This is a genomic window from Streptomyces sp. NPDC002640, assembly GCF_053592575.1.
The window spans coordinates 21,819-38,621 of record NZ_JBSFVZ010000028.1; the positions used below are offsets into that span (position 1 = coordinate 21,819).

General features: G+C 73.6%; 16 protein-coding genes. 8 read left to right on the forward strand and 8 right to left on the reverse strand.

The genetic code is table 11. The features are described 5' to 3' along the window. The first annotated feature begins 257 nt into the window (after nucleotides 1-257). Entirely contained in the window at nucleotides 258-962 is a 705-nt protein-coding gene (locus ACWD3O_RS29080; protein ID WP_451417959.1) for a hypothetical protein, read from the forward strand. A gap of 43 nt (nucleotides 963-1,005) precedes the next feature. Then, nucleotides 1,006-1,773 (forward strand): bestrophin-like domain, encoded by a 768-nt coding sequence (locus ACWD3O_RS29085; RefSeq protein WP_451413692.1) that lies wholly within the window; start codon nucleotides 1,006-1,008, stop codon nucleotides 1,771-1,773. Nucleotides 1,774-2,141: 368 nt separating this feature from the next. Here ACWD3O_RS29085 and ACWD3O_RS29090 read toward each other — a convergent pair whose 3' ends face one another. The 3 genes from ACWD3O_RS29090 to ACWD3O_RS29100 form a co-directional block, all read right to left on the reverse strand. Then, nucleotides 2,142-3,416, reverse strand: a complete 1,275-nt coding sequence (locus ACWD3O_RS29090; protein WP_451417960.1) for an SGNH/GDSL hydrolase family protein — start codon at nucleotides 3,414-3,416, stop codon at nucleotides 2,142-2,144. Between the two features lie 115 nt (nucleotides 3,417-3,531). Beyond that, a complete protein-coding gene (locus ACWD3O_RS29095; RefSeq protein WP_451417961.1) occupies nucleotides 3,532-4,047 on the reverse strand; it encodes a carboxymuconolactone decarboxylase family protein in 516 nt (171 codons plus the stop codon). 463 nt (nucleotides 4,048-4,510) lie between these two features. Further along, nucleotides 4,511-5,425 carry a sigma-70 family RNA polymerase sigma factor gene (locus ACWD3O_RS29100; RefSeq protein WP_451417962.1) on the reverse strand — a complete coding sequence of 305 codons (915 nt, stop codon included), beginning with the start codon at nucleotides 5,423-5,425 and terminating at the stop codon, nucleotides 4,511-4,513. A gap of 104 nt (nucleotides 5,426-5,529) precedes the next feature. Here ACWD3O_RS29100 and ACWD3O_RS29105 point away from each other — a divergent pair, with 104 nt between their 5' ends. Then, complete coding sequence (locus ACWD3O_RS29105) at nucleotides 5,530-6,423, forward strand: alpha/beta fold hydrolase (protein WP_451417963.1); 894 nt, start codon at nucleotides 5,530-5,532, stop codon at nucleotides 6,421-6,423. A gap of 508 nt (nucleotides 6,424-6,931) precedes the next feature. Continuing rightward, nucleotides 6,932-7,621 (forward strand): hypothetical protein, encoded by a 690-nt coding sequence (locus ACWD3O_RS29110; protein ID WP_451417964.1) that lies wholly within the window; start codon nucleotides 6,932-6,934, stop codon nucleotides 7,619-7,621. 112 nt (nucleotides 7,622-7,733) lie between these two features. Here ACWD3O_RS29110 and ACWD3O_RS29115 read toward each other — a convergent pair whose 3' ends face one another. Next, nucleotides 7,734-8,228, reverse strand: coding sequence for a hypothetical protein (locus ACWD3O_RS29115; protein WP_356132954.1), 495 nt, complete (start codon nucleotides 8,226-8,228; stop codon nucleotides 7,734-7,736). A gap of 332 nt (nucleotides 8,229-8,560) precedes the next feature. Here ACWD3O_RS29115 and ACWD3O_RS29120 point away from each other — a divergent pair, with 332 nt between their 5' ends. Then, nucleotides 8,561-9,223, forward strand: coding sequence for a class F sortase (locus tag ACWD3O_RS29120; RefSeq protein ID WP_451413700.1), 663 nt, complete (start codon nucleotides 8,561-8,563; stop codon nucleotides 9,221-9,223). 83 nt (nucleotides 9,224-9,306) lie between these two features. Here the strand turns inward: ACWD3O_RS29120 and ACWD3O_RS29125 are convergent, their stop codons facing one another. Then, entirely contained in the window at nucleotides 9,307-10,170 is an 864-nt protein-coding gene (locus ACWD3O_RS29125; RefSeq protein ID WP_451417965.1) for a polysaccharide deacetylase family protein, read from the reverse strand. 209 nt (nucleotides 10,171-10,379) lie between these two features. Here ACWD3O_RS29125 and ACWD3O_RS29130 point away from each other — a divergent pair, with 209 nt between their 5' ends. Beyond that, nucleotides 10,380-10,925: a sigma-70 family RNA polymerase sigma factor gene (locus ACWD3O_RS29130; protein ID WP_451413702.1), complete on the forward strand. Its 546-nt coding sequence runs from the start codon at nucleotides 10,380-10,382 to the stop codon at nucleotides 10,923-10,925. Between the two features lie 140 nt (nucleotides 10,926-11,065). Beyond that, nucleotides 11,066-11,572, forward strand: coding sequence for a hypothetical protein (locus ACWD3O_RS29135; protein ID WP_451417966.1), 507 nt, complete (start codon nucleotides 11,066-11,068; stop codon nucleotides 11,570-11,572). Between the two features lie 111 nt (nucleotides 11,573-11,683). On the opposite strand, the gene ACWD3O_RS29140 is transcribed toward ACWD3O_RS29135, so the two are convergent. The 3 genes from ACWD3O_RS29140 to ACWD3O_RS29150 all read right to left on the reverse strand — a co-directional run bounded on the left by ACWD3O_RS29140 (nucleotide 11,684) and on the right by ACWD3O_RS29150 (nucleotide 15,081). Then, the gene (locus ACWD3O_RS29140; RefSeq protein ID WP_451417967.1) at nucleotides 11,684-12,550 is read right to left on the reverse strand and encodes an Fpg/Nei family DNA glycosylase; all 867 of its coding nucleotides are present in this window, start codon (nucleotides 12,548-12,550) and stop codon (nucleotides 11,684-11,686) included. 109 nt (nucleotides 12,551-12,659) lie between these two features. Continuing rightward, the gene (locus tag ACWD3O_RS29145) at nucleotides 12,660-14,768 is read right to left on the reverse strand and encodes a SpoIIE family protein phosphatase (RefSeq protein WP_451417968.1); all 2,109 of its coding nucleotides are present in this window, start codon (nucleotides 14,766-14,768) and stop codon (nucleotides 12,660-12,662) included. A gap of 76 nt (nucleotides 14,769-14,844) precedes the next feature. Continuing rightward, nucleotides 14,845-15,081, reverse strand: coding sequence for a hypothetical protein (locus ACWD3O_RS29150; RefSeq protein WP_451417969.1), 237 nt, complete (start codon nucleotides 15,079-15,081; stop codon nucleotides 14,845-14,847). A 127-nt stretch (nucleotides 15,082-15,208) separates the two neighbouring features. Here ACWD3O_RS29150 and ACWD3O_RS29155 point away from each other — a divergent pair, with 127 nt between their 5' ends. Continuing rightward, nucleotides 15,209-16,639, forward strand: a complete 1,431-nt coding sequence (locus ACWD3O_RS29155) for a lipase maturation factor family protein (protein WP_451417970.1) — start codon at nucleotides 15,209-15,211, stop codon at nucleotides 16,637-16,639. Nucleotides 16,640-16,803 lie beyond the last annotated feature (164 nt).

Sequence of the window (16,803 nt, forward strand, 5' to 3'; positions counted from 1 at the left end):
TCCGCGACGCACGGGCAGGACAGTTCATCTGGGACTCCGGGAGTAGACGGCCGAGGGTCGAGGTGAGGCTACTGATCAACCACCCAACCATGCGAGCAGAAACGGAAATTGACCATCCGATAGCGATCAGGCCTGGATACTCGCGCTGGTGGATTCGACGGACATGTCGGCAACTTCGCGCCGCCATATCCACCCGATCGAAGCAACCGGTGACACTTCCGGCGTAGCGCCGGACAGACGTGACGATGATCACTCCCGTGGAGAGACCTACACGGAATCATCTCGTCCGCGCCACACGGGCGTTGACCGCCGCCGCGGTCGTCTGGCTCGCCGGCCCGGGGTGGCCGACGGCCGCCGCCGCGGACGGCTGCGCCTACGCGTCGTCCGGCCCGGGCGGGCTCGCGGCGGGCGTCGTCACCGGCTCGGGGGTGGTGGGCGTCGGCCCGGTGCCGCCGACGGAGTCCTTCGCCCTGCCGTCGGGCGCGCCGGTCGCCGTCATGGGACCCGACGGCATGACGGCCGCGGCCGGGGACGCGGTGGCCCGCCTCGACGGCGACGGTGCGTGGGCGCAGGCCGGGCGGTGCCCCACCCCGACGCCCACCCCGACGCCTCCCCCGCCTCCCCCGCCTCCCCCTCCGCCGGAGCCGGCGCCCGAGCCCCCGCCTCCGCCGCCCGTACCGGATCCGCCCGCGGCCGCCCCGGCGGCGCCCGCCCCGCCCAGGCCGGCTCCGGTCCGCACTCCCCCGCCCGCTCCCGCCCCGGTCCGGCCCGCGCCGCCGGAGCCGGCGCCGCGGCCGGAGCCCGAGCGGTCCGTGGCCCCCTCGGCCGAGCCCGTCGCCTATCCGGTCCGCCGGGCGGCCGCTCCCTCGCTGCCACCGCGGCCCCGCCGGTCGCTGGTGTCCCTCGCGCTGCTGATCACGGCGCCCGCGGTGATCGCCGTGGCCGCGCTCCGTCCGCGGTGACGCGCCGTCAGGCCGCCGCGACCCCCATTCTCAGGAGGACTTCTTGCCGAGCTGGCTCGTACTCGCCCTCGCGATGGCCGCGGCGTGCGCCGTGGTCGTCGTGGTGGCCGTCATCCGGGAGCGCACCGCGCGCGAGGACGACGACCCGGACGACACCCCGGACGTGATCGAGTACATGACGATGATGATCGGCGTGGTCTACGCGATCGTCCTGGGCCTGGCGATCGCCGGTGTCTGGGAGGCGCGCAGCGCCGCGCAGGACCATGTGCGGGCGGAGGCGATGGCCCTGCACGAGATCTCCGAGCGGGTCCGGCCGTACCCCGTCGAGGTCCGCGAGCTGATCCGGGAGGACGTGCACGCCTACGTCGGGCACGTGGTGAACACCGAGTGGAAGGTGATGGCCGACCAGGGTGAGCTCACCGAGCAGGGCGCCCGCCTGCTGGCGCGGCTCCGGCACGACCTGACCGACTACCAGCCCGGCTCGGACTTCGAGGCGCAGGCCTACCAGCCGCTGCTGGACCAGGTGACCCTGGTGGACCAGGCGCGGGGGGCCCGCGAGGACGCCACCGAGGCGACGATGCCGGGCGTGGTGTGGTTCGGGCTGATCACCGGGGCCATGGTCACCATCGGCATGGTCTTCGCCCTGCAGATCCGGCGCACGGCACGGGAGTTGGTGCTGGCCGGGCTGTTCTCGGCGCTGATCGCGTTCCTGCTGTTCCTGGTGTGGGACTTCGACGCGCCGTTCAGCCGGGGCATGGACGTGGACGCGGGGGCCTTCACGGCCTTGTTCCCGGGCGTCGCCGCCTCATGACCTGAGTCGGAGTTTCGTCGTCGGTCGGGCATGAGTCGTCCGGCTCCGGTGTTTCCACCGTTGTCGGTGACTGATGCCCGACGAACCGCTCTGGAGCGATGGTCCGTCGCCATGTTCAGCCGTTCTTCCGCTGCAGCAGGGCTGTCAGCCCGCTCAGGTAGGCCGCAGCCGACTCCCGCGGCTCCGGTCTGTCGAGTCGACGAGCCAAGCGGCCATGCGGAGCGTCCAGTCCACCGGCCCATGCCCGAGCCGGTACCCGAAGTCCGCCGGCCTGGCCGCGGGAGGCACCCGGGGGCTGTTCGCCCCGGACAGAGCCTCGGTGACCGCAGCTCCTGCTTCCGCTGCCGGTCGGCCGGTGGGGCGCCGGTTCACTGTTCCAGGACGGCGAGGTCGATGGCGTCGGCCATGGCGCGGTATCCGGCCGGGTTGGGGTGGAGGTGGTCGCCGATGTGCAGGTCGTCGCGGATGCGGCCGGTGTCGTCCGGGTCCAGCGCGCGGGCGAAGTCGACGACGGCGTCGTAGGCGGCGCTGTTGCTGATCCACTGGTTGACCTGGCCGCGGATCGCTTCGCCTGCGAGCGTCCAGCCTGCCGCGCCCCGATAGGGAGTGAGGGTGGCACCGACGGCCCGGACGCCGCGGGTACGGGCGGCGCGGATCAGTGCGCGGTGCCCGTCGATCAGCTGCCGGGCGGTGACCGGGGGTGTGTGGGTGTCGGTGCTGCTCGCCGCCGGGTCGTCGGACCGCTGGATGTCGTTGATGCCGATGAGTACGAGGACCGTGCCGACGCGGGGCTGGTCGAGGACGTCCCGGGTGAACCGTGCGAGGCCGGCGTCGCCGCCGAGCGGGGAGTCGGTGAGGAGCTTGTTGGAGCCGATGCCGGCGTTGAGGACCGGGCGGGGGCGGCCGGTGGTGAGCAGGCGTTCGGCGAGGAGGTCGGGGTAGCGGTCGTGGCCGTCGATGATGGCGCCGAATCCGTCGGTGATGGAGTCACCGAAGGTGACGACTGCGCGGGGCAGGGGATGTGGGCCGGCGGTCTCGATGCCTTCGAGGTAGTACCAGGATCCGTAGGCGGGCTGGACGGCTTCGGTGTAGGCGGTGGCGGCCGGGTCGCGGTGGTGGTCGCCCGCGGCGCGGTAGGTGGTGGTCATGGACAGCTGGTGGTAGGTGGCCGGCCCGGTGGCCTCCTTGAAGTACAGGGTGACGGTGAGCTCGTCGAACGGTTCGGTGGGCAGCGTGACCGGGTCGCTGACGGCCCGCCCGCCGGCGGGGATCACCGTGGAGGTGGAGCCGTCGAAGCGCAGGGTGCGCACGGTGTTCGGCTGCACGGCCGCCGGGCCGGCGGTGCGGCCGATGCCGGCGCCGGTGAGCCTCAGGGGTGTGCGGCCGTAGGCGTTCGAGAGGCGGATCCTGACCTGGGTGCCGCCGGTGTGGACGCGGACGGTCTGACGGAGCGACTGGTCGGTGAAGCCCTGCTCGGCCCAGGTCTCGAACCACGGCGCGGCGGAGGGGCGCATCACGGAGGCGGTCCAGGCGCCGTGCCAGAGCGCGCGACCGGCGGCTGGGGACATGGGGCCGGTGGCGGGGGCGGGACGGGGCGATACGACGTGGGTGAGCGGGGGCGGGCTGGTTTCGGGTGCGCTCATGACGGGACCTGCTCCTTCGTGCGGCGTGTGATCGTGTGATGTCGGGAGGCGGTGCCCACGCGGGCCCTGCTCGCCCTGGGTGGCGTACCGGGCCCGCGTCGGCATGGTGCGTGAGTCAGTCGGTCGTGGCGGTGCGCCACTGCTCGACCATGGAGACGCCGGGCAGGGGCTTGCCGATCAGCGCGAGGGGGATGAAGAAGTTGACCTGCCCGATCACCATGGCGAGGGTGGCCATCGCCCTGTCGTCGTAGTGCTCGACCGCGCGCGCGTACAGCTCGTCGGGGACCCGCTCGCCGTGCCCGCCGGGCGTGAGGACGGCTTCCACCAGTTCCAGCGCCACCCGCTCGGCCGGGGTGAAGTAGGGGGCGTCCTTCCAGGAGGCGACGGCGGCGATCTTCTCCTCCGCGACGCCCGCGCGGCGGGCGTTCGCGGTGTGCATCACGGTCAGGTAGGTGTTCTCGGCGAGCTGCCCGGCCCGCAGGTGGACGAGGGTGACCGTGCTCCGGGGCACCGCCCCGTTTCCGATGATCTTGAAGAGGGCGGTGCTGACGTCCCCGAGTTCGGGGACCATCTGCTGCGGGTCGGAGAAGCGGGAGGTGAGGGTGTCGAGGCTGTTGGTCGTCGTGGTCATGGTCGGTGTCCCTTCGTCGGTGCGGGCTGTCGTCCGGGCCCGTTTCATCGGCTGCCTTCACTGTCCTGACGACGCCCGCGGCGTGAAGGTGACCGGCCTGCGCGGAGTTTTTCGGCCGGTGGCGGGACCCGTGCCGCACGGCGGACCGCCGGGCTGTCGAGCCGGCCGCCCCGGCGCCCCGGCGTTCCATGGCTTCGGCGGCGACGGCACCGGAAGGCGCTGTCCCGCACACCCGCCGACGACACGGACCCCCGTCCCGAAGACGCGCGGTCTTCGGGACGGGGGCCGGCAGCGGGTTAGGGCCTGTCCGGCGGATCATGCCGTTCTCGCCGCCGGGTTCGCTTCACACGCCGCTTGAGCGGGGCCATGGGCGCCCCGCCCTGCTCGAGCGAAGCCGAGAGCTTGGGGGAGCGCGTGCCAGGCCCCGCGACCCACGTGCATGATCCGCCGGACAGGCCCTAGGTCAGTCCTCGGCGGACGTGAGGTCGAGGTCGGTCAGGCGTGCGGGGTCGGACAGGATGTCGATGGCGGCGATCCTGCCGCCGGCGACGGTGAAGCTCATGACGGACAGCGGCTGCCCGTCCAGGGTGTTGACCAGTCCGGCCATGCCGTTGACGAGTGCCGGTCGGATGGTGGCGGACGTGGCCATCCGCCGGAAGGTGTCCAGCCGGCCCGCCACCGCGGCAGCGCCCCTGATCGTCCGCAGACCACCGGTGAGAGCCCCGCCGTCCGCGCGCAGCACGACGTCCGGATCGAGAAGGGCGAGGAGCGCGTCGAAGTCGCCGCCACGGGCCGCGGTCAGGAAGGCGTCCACCACCCGGCGCTGGTCGGCACGGTCCGGATCCGGGGGCGGCGTCGTGCCGCGAACCCGCAGCCGCGCCCGGCTGGCCAGCTTCTTCGCCGTCGCGGGCGTGCGGTCGACGACCGGTGCGATCTCCTCGAACGACAGCCCGAACAGGTCGTGCAACACGAACGCCAGCCGCTCGGCCGGACTGAGCGACTCCAGCACCACCAGCAGAGCCAGCCCCACCGAGTCCGCCAGCAGCGCCTCCTGCTCGGGATCGGCCCCGTCCTCCCGGCTGATCACCGGATCGGGCAGCCGTTCCTCCAGCGGCTCCTCGCCGCGCCGCTTGCGGGCCCGCAGCATGTCCAGGCAGATGCGGCCGACCACCGTCGTCAGCCAGCCCCCGAGGTTGTCGATCCGGCGGTCGTCCGAGCCCGTCAGGCGCAGCCAGGTCTCCTGGATCGCGTCGTCCGCCTCGGCCAGGGAGCCGAGCATGCGATACGCCACCGCCCGAAGGTGCGGCCGGTGCTCCTCGAACCGCATGGCAAGAAACTCAGGTGCATTCACGACCACAGACCCTTCGGACGACGGCATCACTTCCCTGACGTCCCGCACCGCGGAAAGGTGACCGATTGCGGAGCGCGTAATGTCGCGCCCGGTCCCCCGGTCCCCGGTCGTCAGGGTAGGTGCAGTGGTCAGTGGTCATCGGAACGGAGATCGAACTCCCCGTCGTGGACGGCGTCCTCGCAGGTGTGGACTTCGGTGGTCAGGGTGAGGGGGTGCTGCTCGTCCACGGCACCGGACACAACGCCGCCGCCTGGGCGGACGTGGCATCCCGTCTGGTGAGCGAGTGTCGTCCGATCGCCATCGACCTGCGTGGCCATGGACAGACCCGGCTCGGCTCCAGCGGCCCCGAGCAGTACTGGCGAGACATCGCGGGCGTCGTCGCCTCGCTGGGCTGGGACCGCCCCGTACTGGTGGGCCATTCCACCGGCGGGTACGCGGTGACGGCCGCCGCTGCCAGTGGCCTCGTGGAACCGGCTGCCCTCTGCGTCGTGGACGGCATGGTGCTCGACGACCGTACCGCGTCACTCTCCGAGCACGCCGCTGCCCGGACCACCGAGGCGACGGACCGCTTGCGGACGATGTTCCGCTACGGCTGGGAAGCGAACGACGACCAGATGCACGCCTACGTGGAGCAGTGCGTGCGGGAGGCCACGACGGACTGGCTCAACGCCGGAGCACGGCACGAACTGGTCGAGGAGGTCACGCGGCGCTCCTTCCTGCGCCGCGGCCACCGGTGGGTACGGCGTCCGGCCGTCGAGGAGATCGCGGCTGTCACCGCCGTGGAGCCCGACGCGGATGTCTTCCCGAGCATCGAGGTGTACGACCGCGTCACTTGTCCGATGACGATGGTGCTGGCCGAGCATGGTTTCTACGCCTCGCGGCGCGACGACGTGCGTGCCGTCGTCGATGCCGCCCCTGGCCGCCGGCTGACCGACGTCAGCTCGAACCACAACGTCCCCATGACCCGGCCCGCCGACCTCGCCGCGATCATCCACGACCTGGTGCGAGACCGGGCAGCGGCATAGGCCGGCGACCTCGAGCGGTCCCGGGCCCCCGGGGAGCGGGCGTCGGCGGAGGTGGACCCCGATGCTGGTACTGGCCGGCAGGTGGAGGTCGTCACCGGCGAACGACGCGGTGCGGGTGGTGGAGCCGCGGATGGTGGCGCGGTCGGTGAGGGCGAAGGTGCCGTCTGCGGCGAGGGTGGTGGGCGGGAGCGTCACCGGCTTGGTGGCGCCCAGCACCGTCCCGCCATACGTCGGCCGGCAGGGGACCCTCCGCGCCTTCGTTCGCGCACGGGATCTCGCACCCGACCCAGTACTCGTCCAGGAGGTCCAGCTGCCTGGGCGAGGCGTCGCACGGCCGTCCGGTGTTCCCGTTCCCACACCCGTGGGGGCGCGGGAACACCCGTCCGGCCCAGCGGTGTCACCCGTTCGCCCGAGCGGGATCGCGGCGGCGGCGCGCCGTTCCTAGCGTGCTGCGCAGGCAGGGCCGTGGAGCAGGTCCGCGGCCCGCAGCGCAGAACCGGAGGGCGTCATGAGCGTCACGGGCGTCATACGCGTCGCATCGGCCGTGCTCCTGGGCGTGACCGCCACCGCGGTCACGCCCGTCGTCGTGTTCGCGGCCGGGGAGGACCGGGAGGACGGCGGCACCTCGTTCTCGTTCGCCGTGGCCCCGGAGGCGGTGGCGCCGGGCGGCCGGGTCACCGTCTCGGTGGACGGCTGCCGGCACGCGGCGCAGGTCTCCTCGGGTCTCTTCCCCACCGTCACCCTGCCCCGGGGCACGACGACGGCCCGTGCCCGGGTGGACGCGGACGCGCGTCCCGGCACGGTCCACCAGGTCTCGTTCCGCTGCGGGCGGGAGACGGGGGTGACGGAGCTCAGGGTGCGCTCGGCCCCGCCCGGGCCGACCGTCCGGCCGACCCGTCCGGCGCCGGTCCCGGACCGCACGGACCGCACGGACCGCACGGCCCGCCCCGAGGCGAGCGCGTCGCCGGCCACCACTCCCCCGCCCCCCGCGGCGCACGTCCCGCCGGGTCCTCCGGAGCACGGTTCGCACGCCGGCGACGGCGGGACGGTCGCCGGCTTCGACCTGGGCGACCTGGGGCTGGGCGCGCTGCTGGTGACCGGCGCGCTGGGCGCCGCCTACCGTCTGACCCGGCCCGCCACCGCGGCGGACACGGGCTCCGGCGGCGACTCCGCCTCCGGTGGCGCACCCCGGGCATGAGCTCGGGGCGCCGCGGGCCGGCGGACACGGGAACGGCGTCCCGCCCCGGGCCCCGAGGGGGCGTGGGACGGGACGCCGACGCGTGCGACGCTCCCCGGAACGCTGGACGGAATCAGATACGGCTCTCCGCGCGACGGCGCATCCAGAAGAACCCGCCGCCGAGGGCCGCGGCGGCGACCAGCCCGCCGCCGATGGCGATGTCGGTGGGCGTCGCGCCGGTCAGGGAGCTGCCGCCGAGACCACCGCGGACACCGCCGAGGACGGTGAACGCGTTGGAGCGGGTGAGGGTCTTGCCCTCGCCGCAGTGCGCGGTGATGCTGTGCGACCCGGCGGTGGCGTTGCTGTTGACCCGCACGGTGGCCTTGGACTTGCTGCTGCTGCCGCTGACCGGGCTGAGCGGCGTGGACGGGAAGACCGGCGAGGACACGGTGGACCCCGGCATCCGGCAGGAGCTCCCCTCCACGGTGACGGTCAGCTGCCCGCCGGGGGCGATGGTGCTGGGGCTGACCTGGATACTGGTGGGGTCGGACCATGCGCCGGCCGTCGGGGCAGCGAGCCCGATGGCGGCGAACGCGGCGGCCGAGACCGCCAGGGCACGAGTACGCATGAGTTCCTCCGCGGAAGACGCCCCGGGACCCGTCCCCGGTCGATCGGCGAGAAAGCGCCTCCCAGTCAGACCCTCGGACGACCGGTCTCCCGCCGCATTTCGGCCTTCCGCCGTCCTGGTGAGCCGACACGCCGGGGAGAAACACCGAATGCCTCATCGTCGCAGGTCACGGTGGGCCGGATATTTTCTCCACCACCGACTCGGATGGCGCACCGGCGCGATACCGCGCCACCCGTTCGCCTCCGCCCCGATGCCGGTTCCGCGCACGGCCCTTAGCGTTCTGCCATCGCGACAGACACGGCGACGGCCGCGTCGAGAGGGGAATGGCGAAGATGTCTGCGTCCGAACTGGCGGAAGAGGAGGAGAGGCCGAGGCGGCGCGCGCCCTGGGGCGTGATAGCGCTGGTGCTCCTCACCGGCCTCGCGCTCATCAGGAACGGGTCCGGGGAGTTCGACACCGGTCCTCCGCAGCCCACCTCGGTGGCCGCAGCCGACGCCCAGGTCCGGCCGCAGGCCTTCCCCGGAGCGGCCGCCCCGCTGCCGGCCTCCGAGGTGGACCGGGTGCGGATCCAGGCGATCCAGGTGGACGCCCCCGTCGTCCCGGTGGGCCTGGACCCCGACGGCTGGGTCGCCGCCCCGCCCCCGGAGGACCCCAACCTGGCCGGCTGGTTCACCGGCGCGGTGACGCCCGGCGAGAAGGGCACCGCCGTGATGGTGGGTCACGTCGACAACGCGCAGGGCCCGGCGGTCTTCTACGGCCTGGGCGCCCTCAAGCAGGGCAACAAGGTCGAGGTCCTGCGCAAGGACGGAAAGCTCGCGGTCTTCGAGGTCTACGGCATCGAGGTCTACGACAAGAACAACTTCCCCGGGGAACGCGTCTACGGCTCCACGGGGACACCCGAACTGCGGGTCATCACCTGCGGCGGCGGCTATTCCCCGCAGGACGGTTACGCGGGCAACGTGGTGGTGTTCGCCCGCATGATCGAGACCCATTGACAATTCCCCGCACCCCGAAATCGGTGGGCCCGTACGAGTTCCGACTCGTACGGGCCCACCGCCTTTTCGCGACGCCTTTCCTCTCAGACGGCCCGGCGTCGCGGTACCGCGATGTGGTAGCCCTCGTCGAGGAGGCGCGGCAGGTAGCGCCGCAGGGCCTGGACGCTCTGGGTGCGGTTGCCGCCGGCGTCGTGGGAGAGCACCACCGCGCCGGGCGAGGCCTGCTTCTCCACCGTGGCGGTGATGGCGCCGACGCCCGGGGCGCGCCAGTCGAGGGTGTCGACGGTCCAGGCCATCGGTTCCATGCCCAGTTCCGCGCCGAAGCGGTAGGCGTCCCGGTTCCAGGCGCCGTAGGGGGCGCGGAACCAGGCGGGACGGGCGCCGCAGGTCTTCTCGACGACCTCGCTGGTGCGCTCCATCTCGCTGCGGACCGCGGAACGGGAGAGGCGGGTGAGCAGCGGGTGCGACCAGGTGTGGTTGCCGATCACGTGGCCCTCGTCGGTCATCTGCCTGACCAGGTCCGGGTTGGCCTTGGCCATGTTGCCGCAGACGAAGAACATGGCGTGGATCCGGTGCTCGCGCAGGGTCTTGAGGACCTGCGGGGTGTAGCGGGGGTCGGGGCCGTCGTCGAAGGTGAGGACGACGGTGCGGCCGAGGCCGCCGACCCGCAGGAACGGTTCGTCGCGCACGGGCGTGCGGGCGGGCCGGGTGGCGGGCGGGGCGAAGCCGGCCACCGGGCTGAGGCGGTAGGAGGTGGACACGGACGAACGTGCTCCGCCGGGGGCGCCCGGCGCGCCCGCGGCCCGGCCGGACGCGCCGCCGGCGGCCTCGGCGGAGGGGGACTCGGTGGAGAGGAGGGACGTGAGGCCCGCCGTGCCCGCCGCCGCGAAGGCGGAGGCTCCGGCGATCAACGCGCCCCTCCGGGTCAGCAATCGGTCCATTTTCATGATTAATCAGTCGCGCGGCGCAACGGTCGCCGCATCCCGGGTGGGCACCGAGTGGCGTGATTGCACCCTTGCGGAGCACGGGACCGGCGTGTCGTCCTGGACCGCCGGGCGACCGTTCGTCGCACCGCTCGCCGACGCGTTCGACCGTCCGCCGCAGATCCGCGCGCGCGGACTGTTTCACCGCCGCGTCCTGGGGTGGCATACGAGCCATGACGGCCGGAACCACCATCACCCGAGCGACGACCGCCGAGCACGAGCTGGCCCGTCTCCAGCGCGAGCACGGGCGGCCCCTGTTCGCCCTGCTGCTCAGGCTCTGCGAGGGCGACCGGCAGCGTGCCGAGGACCTGGTCCAGGAGACCCTGGTACGGGCCTGGCAGAACCCCGAGGCGCTGCACGACGACGCCTTCGACTCCGTGCGCCCCTGGCTGATGACGGTGGCCCGACGGCTCGCCATCGACGCGCGGCGGGCCCGGCAGGCGCGCCCCGCCGAGGTGGGCGACGCCGTGCTGGAGAACGCGCGGGTCTGCGCCGACCACGCGGAGCGTTCGGCGGCGACGCTGGACGTCCGGGAGGCCGTGCGGCGGCTGTCCCCCGAGCACCGCGACGTCCTGGTGCTGGTGTACTTCCGGGGGGCGAGCGTCGCGGAGGCCGCGACCGCCCTCGGCATACCGCCGGGGACCGTCAAGTCCCGTGCCTACTACGGGCTGCGGGCCCTGCGCAGGATCCTGCCGGGGTACGCGCCGGACCTGCGCTGAAACTCGGGGGCGGGTCAAGCCTTCTTAAAGCGCCTTGCCGATGACCATGGTTGAGTAATCGGCTGTCCCCATCGGCTCGTTCCGGACGGAGGGAGCGGGGTCGGGCGGGCGCGCGCCCACCGGAGGGAAGGCAGGCAGGCATGCTGGACAGAGGACACGACCGCCCGGAGCCGGATCGGCTGACGGTTCCGATGGCGTGGCTGTACGCCGAGTACATCGCCGACGAGCTGCTGCGGTCCGGGGACCTGATGCCGCCGACCTCGTTCGAGTACCGGGCGGGGCGGGACGCGCTGGCGCTGACGGTGTTCCTCTCCGACCTGGAGGACGAGCTGAACGGCGTCCAGGTGGTCACCCGGCTGGAGACCTGGCGTTCGCTGACCGCCTACGACCAGCCGTGGCAGGACTGGGTCCGCGAGCGGCTGGACCGGCTCACCGCCGAGGCGCGGGCGAACGGGGCCCGGCCGGGCCCGGACCTGCGGCTGGCGCTGGCGGCCTGGCGCTGGCTGGAGGAGACGGAACTGCTCGCCCCCGACCTGGACGCGGTGCCGGGCGGCGGTCCGGTGCCCGGGGAGGACGGTCCGCAGCGCTGGACCCCGGCCTGGCAGCTCGGGCTGCCCCTGGGGCACCTGGCCATCCACCTGTTCTGAGCGGGGCGCGAGGCCGGGAGCGAGGCCGGGGCGGGACGCCACGGCGCGAGCCGGCGGGGCGCCCGCCCTGGGCGCGAGGGGGGCGCGAGGCGGGGGGCGCCTGCCGCCCCGCTACTTGAGGAGCCGTGACAGGCGGCGGTCGGCCAGCGGGCGGCCCCCGGTCTGGCAGGTGGGGCAGTACTGCAGCGAGGAGTCGCTGAACGCCACCTCGCGGACGGTGTCGCCGCACACCGGGCAGGGTTGGCCGGTCCGTCCGTGGACCCGCATCCCGCTCTTCTTCTCCGCCTTCAGCCGCCCGGCGGCGACCCCGCGGGAGCGTTCCACGGCCTCGAGGAGCGTGGTGCGCAGCGCCTCGTAGAGCCGGTGGGTGTCCTCGGGCGTCAGCGTGTCGGTGAGCTTGAACGGCGACATCCTGGCCGCGTGCAGGATCTCGTCGCTGTAGGCGTTGCCCACCCCGGCGATCAGGCCCTGGTCGCGCAGGGCCCCCTTGAGCTGCCGCCGCTCGCCCCGCAGCAACTCCGTGAACCGGGCCTCGTCGAAGTCGTCGGCCAGCGGATCGGGGCCCAGACGGGCGACGCCGGGCACCTGGCCGGGGTCGTGGACGACGTAGACGGCGAGGCGCTTCTGGGTGCCCGCCTCGGTGAGGTCGAAGCCCTGCCCGTCGTCCAGCACCGCGCGCAGGGCGAGCGGGCCCTTGCCGGGGCGCGGCGGGGTGGCGGGGACGCCGTCGAGCCAGCGGAGCCAGCCGGCCCGCGCCAGGTGCATCACCAGACGCGGCCCGTCGTCGGCCGTGGCGACGTCCAGGAACTTGCCGTGCCGGTGCACGGCGGTCACCGTGCGCCCCTCCAGGGCGGTGGGCGACGGATCGTACGTCTTCAGGACGCTGACGGCGAGGGGGAGGACGCGGGCGAACTCCCGCCCGACCAGATGCTCCTGCAGGAAGCCCCTGAGGGCCTCGACCTCCGGCAGTTCGGGCATACCCCCAGCCTGCCACGGCGCGGGCACGGCCGCCCGCGGCGGCCGCGGGTCCCTCCCCGCCGGGTCTTTCCCCGCCCGGTCACTCGCTGCCCCGTCACGCCCCGCCGGGTCACGCCCCGCCGGGGTCCGGGCCGTCGTCGGACCCGGGGGCGGAGGGCACCATGGTGAACTCGCACCAGACACACTTGCCGCCGCCGCGGGCCTCGACGCCCCAGCTGTCGGCGAGCAGGTCGACCAGCATCAGCCCTCGTCCGTGCATGCCCACCGGGTCGGGATCCCTGAGGTGCGGGAGGGCGCTCGAGCTGTCCTCCACCTCGATGCGCAGCAGCCGCTGCGGCCCGAGCAGCACCCGCAGGGTGACCGTGGCGCACCCCTCGGTGTGCATCAGGGCGTTGGTGATCAGTTCGTCCGCCGCGAGTTCGATCTCGTCGGCCCGCTCGACGGTGCCCCAGGCCCGGACCGCGGCGCGGATCATGTGGCGGGTCTCGGCCAGCGCGTCCGGGTCGCCGGGGACGACCTGCTGCCTGAGCTGGCCGCCGGTCCTGAGGCGGCCGGGGCCCCTGCGGCGCAGCAGCAGCAGGGCCACGTCGTCGTCGCCGCCCCGGCTGTCGGCCCTCTCGATCAGGGCGTCGGCGAGGCCGCGGACGTCGTCCGGGCACTGGGCGATGTAGTCCATCAGTTCCCGCATGCCTTCGGAGAGGTCGTCCCCCGGCATCTCGACCAGGCCGTCGGTGCACAGGACCAGGGTCTGGAGGGTGGTGAGCTCGAAGGTGGTGACGGGGTAGGTGAGGGCGCCGAACTCGGCGGACAGGCCCAGCGGCAGGCCGCCCTCGACGGGGAGCCGGCGGCAGGTGCCGTCGCCGCCGCGCAGGATCGGGTCGAGGTGGCCGGCGCGCACGATCCGGACCACGCCGGTGGTGGGGTCGATCTCGGCGTACAGGCAGGTGGCGAACCGGTCGGTGTCGAGTTCGTGGAGGAAGACCGAGGCGCGGGCCATCACGGTGCCCGGTGTGTGCCCCTCGGTGGCGTAGGCGCGCAGCACGATGCGCAGCTGGCCCATGACGGCGGCGGCGTGGGTGTCGTGGCCCTGGACGTCGCCGATCACGGCGCCGACCCGGCCGCCGGGGAGCGGGATCAGGTCGTACCAGTCGCCGCCGATGTCGCGTCCGGCGGCGGGCGATCGGTAGCGGACGGCGATGTCGGCGCCGGGCACGCTGGGGATGGTGCGGGGCAGCATGGCCTGCTGGAGGCCCTGTGCGAGGTCCATCTGCTGCTCGTAGAACATGGCGCGCTGCAGGCTCTGGGCGAGGCTGCCGGCGAGCGCGCCGAGCAGCGCGCGGTCCCCGGGGGTGAAGCCGCGGCGGCCGCTGTAGAGCAGGCCCGCGGCGCCGATCGCCTTGCCCTCGGCGATCAGCGGGAGGTAGGCGGCCGAGGTGATCTGCAGGTGCACCAACTGGCTCCAGAGCATCGGGTAGTGGACCGCGAACTCCTTGGCCGACTCGATGTAGCGGGGTCTGAGGGTGCGGACCACGTCGCTCATCGGGTACGGCTCGTCCAGCCGGGTGATGCGGGTGCCGGGGACGGCGTCCTGGGGCTCCTCGGTGACCAGGACGATGCGGTCGCCCTCGACCAGGCCCAGGACGACGAGGGAGACGCCCAGTGGCGTGCGCTGGTGGGCCTCGCCGAGGACCCGGGAGACGTCGCGCACGGTCCTGGCCGCGGACAGGGCGGCGGTCAGGGACTGGACGACGTCGGTCTGGCGGCGCCGTGCCTCGTCCTCGACCGCCTGCTCGAGCCGGGCCTCGCTCTCGCGCAGCTCCTGGGTGGCGTCGCGGACGATGCCGACGACGCGCCGGGGCACCCCGTTCTCGTCGCGCCGCAGGTATCCCTGGGTGTGGGTCCAGCGCAGGGTGCCGTCCCGGCGGCGGACGCGGAAGTAGGCACCGTAGTTCTCGGAGCCCTCCTTGACGGCGCGGTTGACGGCCTCGTCGAGGCGGACCCCCTCCCCCGGGGGCACCCGGGAGGCCAGGCTGCCGGTGGTGCCGTCGAACTCCTCGGGGAGGATGTCGAAGATCTCGTGGGCCTGGGCGTCCATGTAGAACCGGCTGGTCTCCAGGTCCCAGTCGAAGGTGCCCATGCGGTTGAGCGCCAGGATGGGATACGGACTGTCGGGCCACCCCTCCGGGAGTGAGGTGCCCGCGGTGTCCCCATCAGCCATGGAGTCCACTTTGCCAGCATTTGCCGGTTTGCTCGACTCGTCGTCCGCCTCTCGGGGGCTGCGGCGGCGGTCCTCCTCAGTCACCGAAGACGTCGGTGGGACTGCCGAAGACGCTGTCCGCGCCGTCTGCGTCGAGGACGGCGACCCGGCCTGGCGTCACCTCCGACACGGTGCCGCCCTCGACGATCCCGTCGACCGTCCGCGCATCCTCCCGCGTGCCCGTGGGGCCGGGGCGCTCCCCGGCCGGCGACGCCCCCAGCAGGGCGAGGGGGACGGCGCAGGCGACGACGGCGACTCTGATCGGTGCGCGCACGGTGTCCTCCCACGCGGTTCGGGGCACTTCGTCACCATTGTCTGCCGGGTTCCGGGCGGTCACGCAAACGGAGACGGGCGTCACGGTCGGCGGCCGCGCGGGGTCGCCGGGGAGGAGTGCCGAGGTCGTGGAGTGGTTCACCGCACCCGAGTACTGGACGGGCCGGCTGGTCTTCCAGCGGGGTCTGGCCGCCGTCTACCTGGTCGCCTTCCTCTGCGCCGCCCTGCAGTTCCGGCCGCTGATCGGGGAGCGGGGGCTGACGCCGGCCCCGCGGTTCCTGGAGCGGACGACGTGGCGGCAGGCGCCCACGCTGTTCCGCCTCCGCCTCTCCGGCCGCCCCGTCTTCTCCGACCGCCTCTTCGCCGCCTGCTCCTGGGCGGGCTGCGCGGTGTCCGCGGCGCTGCTCGCGGGGGTGGCGGACCTGGTGCCGCTGTGGGCGTCGCTGCTGCTGTGGCTGGTGCCGTGGGTGCTGTACCTGTCGGTCGTGAACGTCGGGCAGACCTGGTACGGCTTCGGCTGGGAGTCGCTGCTGCTGGAGACCGGGTTCCTCGCGGTGTTCCTGGGCAACGACGAGGTGGCGCCCCCGCTGGTGGTGCTGCTCCTGCTGCGCTGGCTGCTGTTCCGCCTGGAGTTCGGCGCCGGGCTGATCAAGATGCGCGGCGACGCGTGCTGGCGTGATCTCACCTGCCTGTACCACCACCACGAGACCCAGCCGATGCCCGGGCCGCTCAGCCGGTTGTTCCACCTCCTGCCGAAGCCGCTGCACCGGGCCGAGGCGGCCGCCAACCACGTCACCCAGCTGGTCGTGCCCTTCCTGCTGTTCACGCCGCAGCCGGTGGCCTCCTGGGCGGCCGCGCTGATGGTGGTCACCCAGCTCTGGCTGATCGCCTCGGGGAACTTCTCCTGGCTGAACTGGCTGACGGTGGTGATTGCGCTGCCGGCGGTCCGGTGGCCGTGGGACACCGGACCGCCGGCCCGGCCTCCGTCCGGAGCACCGCTCTGGTATGTGATCACCGTTCTCACCGTGGCCGCGCTGCTGCTGTGGCTGAGCCGCAGGCCCGCGCGCAACCTGCTGTCGCGCCGCCAGGCGATGAACCGTTCCTTCGATCCGCTCCACCTGGTCAACACCTACGGGGCGTTCGGCAGCGTGACCCGGGTCCGGCACGAGGTGGTGGTCGAGGGCACGTCCGACGAGCGGCCGCGCGAGGACTCCGACTGGCGCGCCTACGAGTTCAAGGGCAAGCCGGGGGACGTGCGGCGGCGCCCGCGGCAGTTCGCGCCGTACCACCTGCGGCTCGACTGGCTGATGTGGTTCCTGGCCCTGTCCCCCGTGCCGGCCCGCTGGTTCACGGCGCTGGTGGAGAAGCTCCTCGAGGGCGACCGGCCCACCCTGAGGCTGCTGCGCCGGGCCCCGTTCCCACCCGAGGCGCCCCCTCGCTGGATCCGCGCCCGGCTGTTCCGCTACCGCTTCGCCACCCGCGCCGAGCGCCGCGGGACCGGGGCGTACTGGGTCCGCGAGTACGTCCGCGACTTCCTCCCTCCGACCCGCCTGTCCTGACGCGACGACCTCCCGGCGCGACGGTCTCCCGGTGCGGCCGGGCACGGCGGACCCCGGACACATACGACGACGGCGGGGCGGGGGGGGGGGCCCCGGGCGGCCCGCCCCCCCCCCCCCGGCCGGGGGCGGGGGGGCCCCCCCCCCCCCCCCCCCCCCCCGGCCCA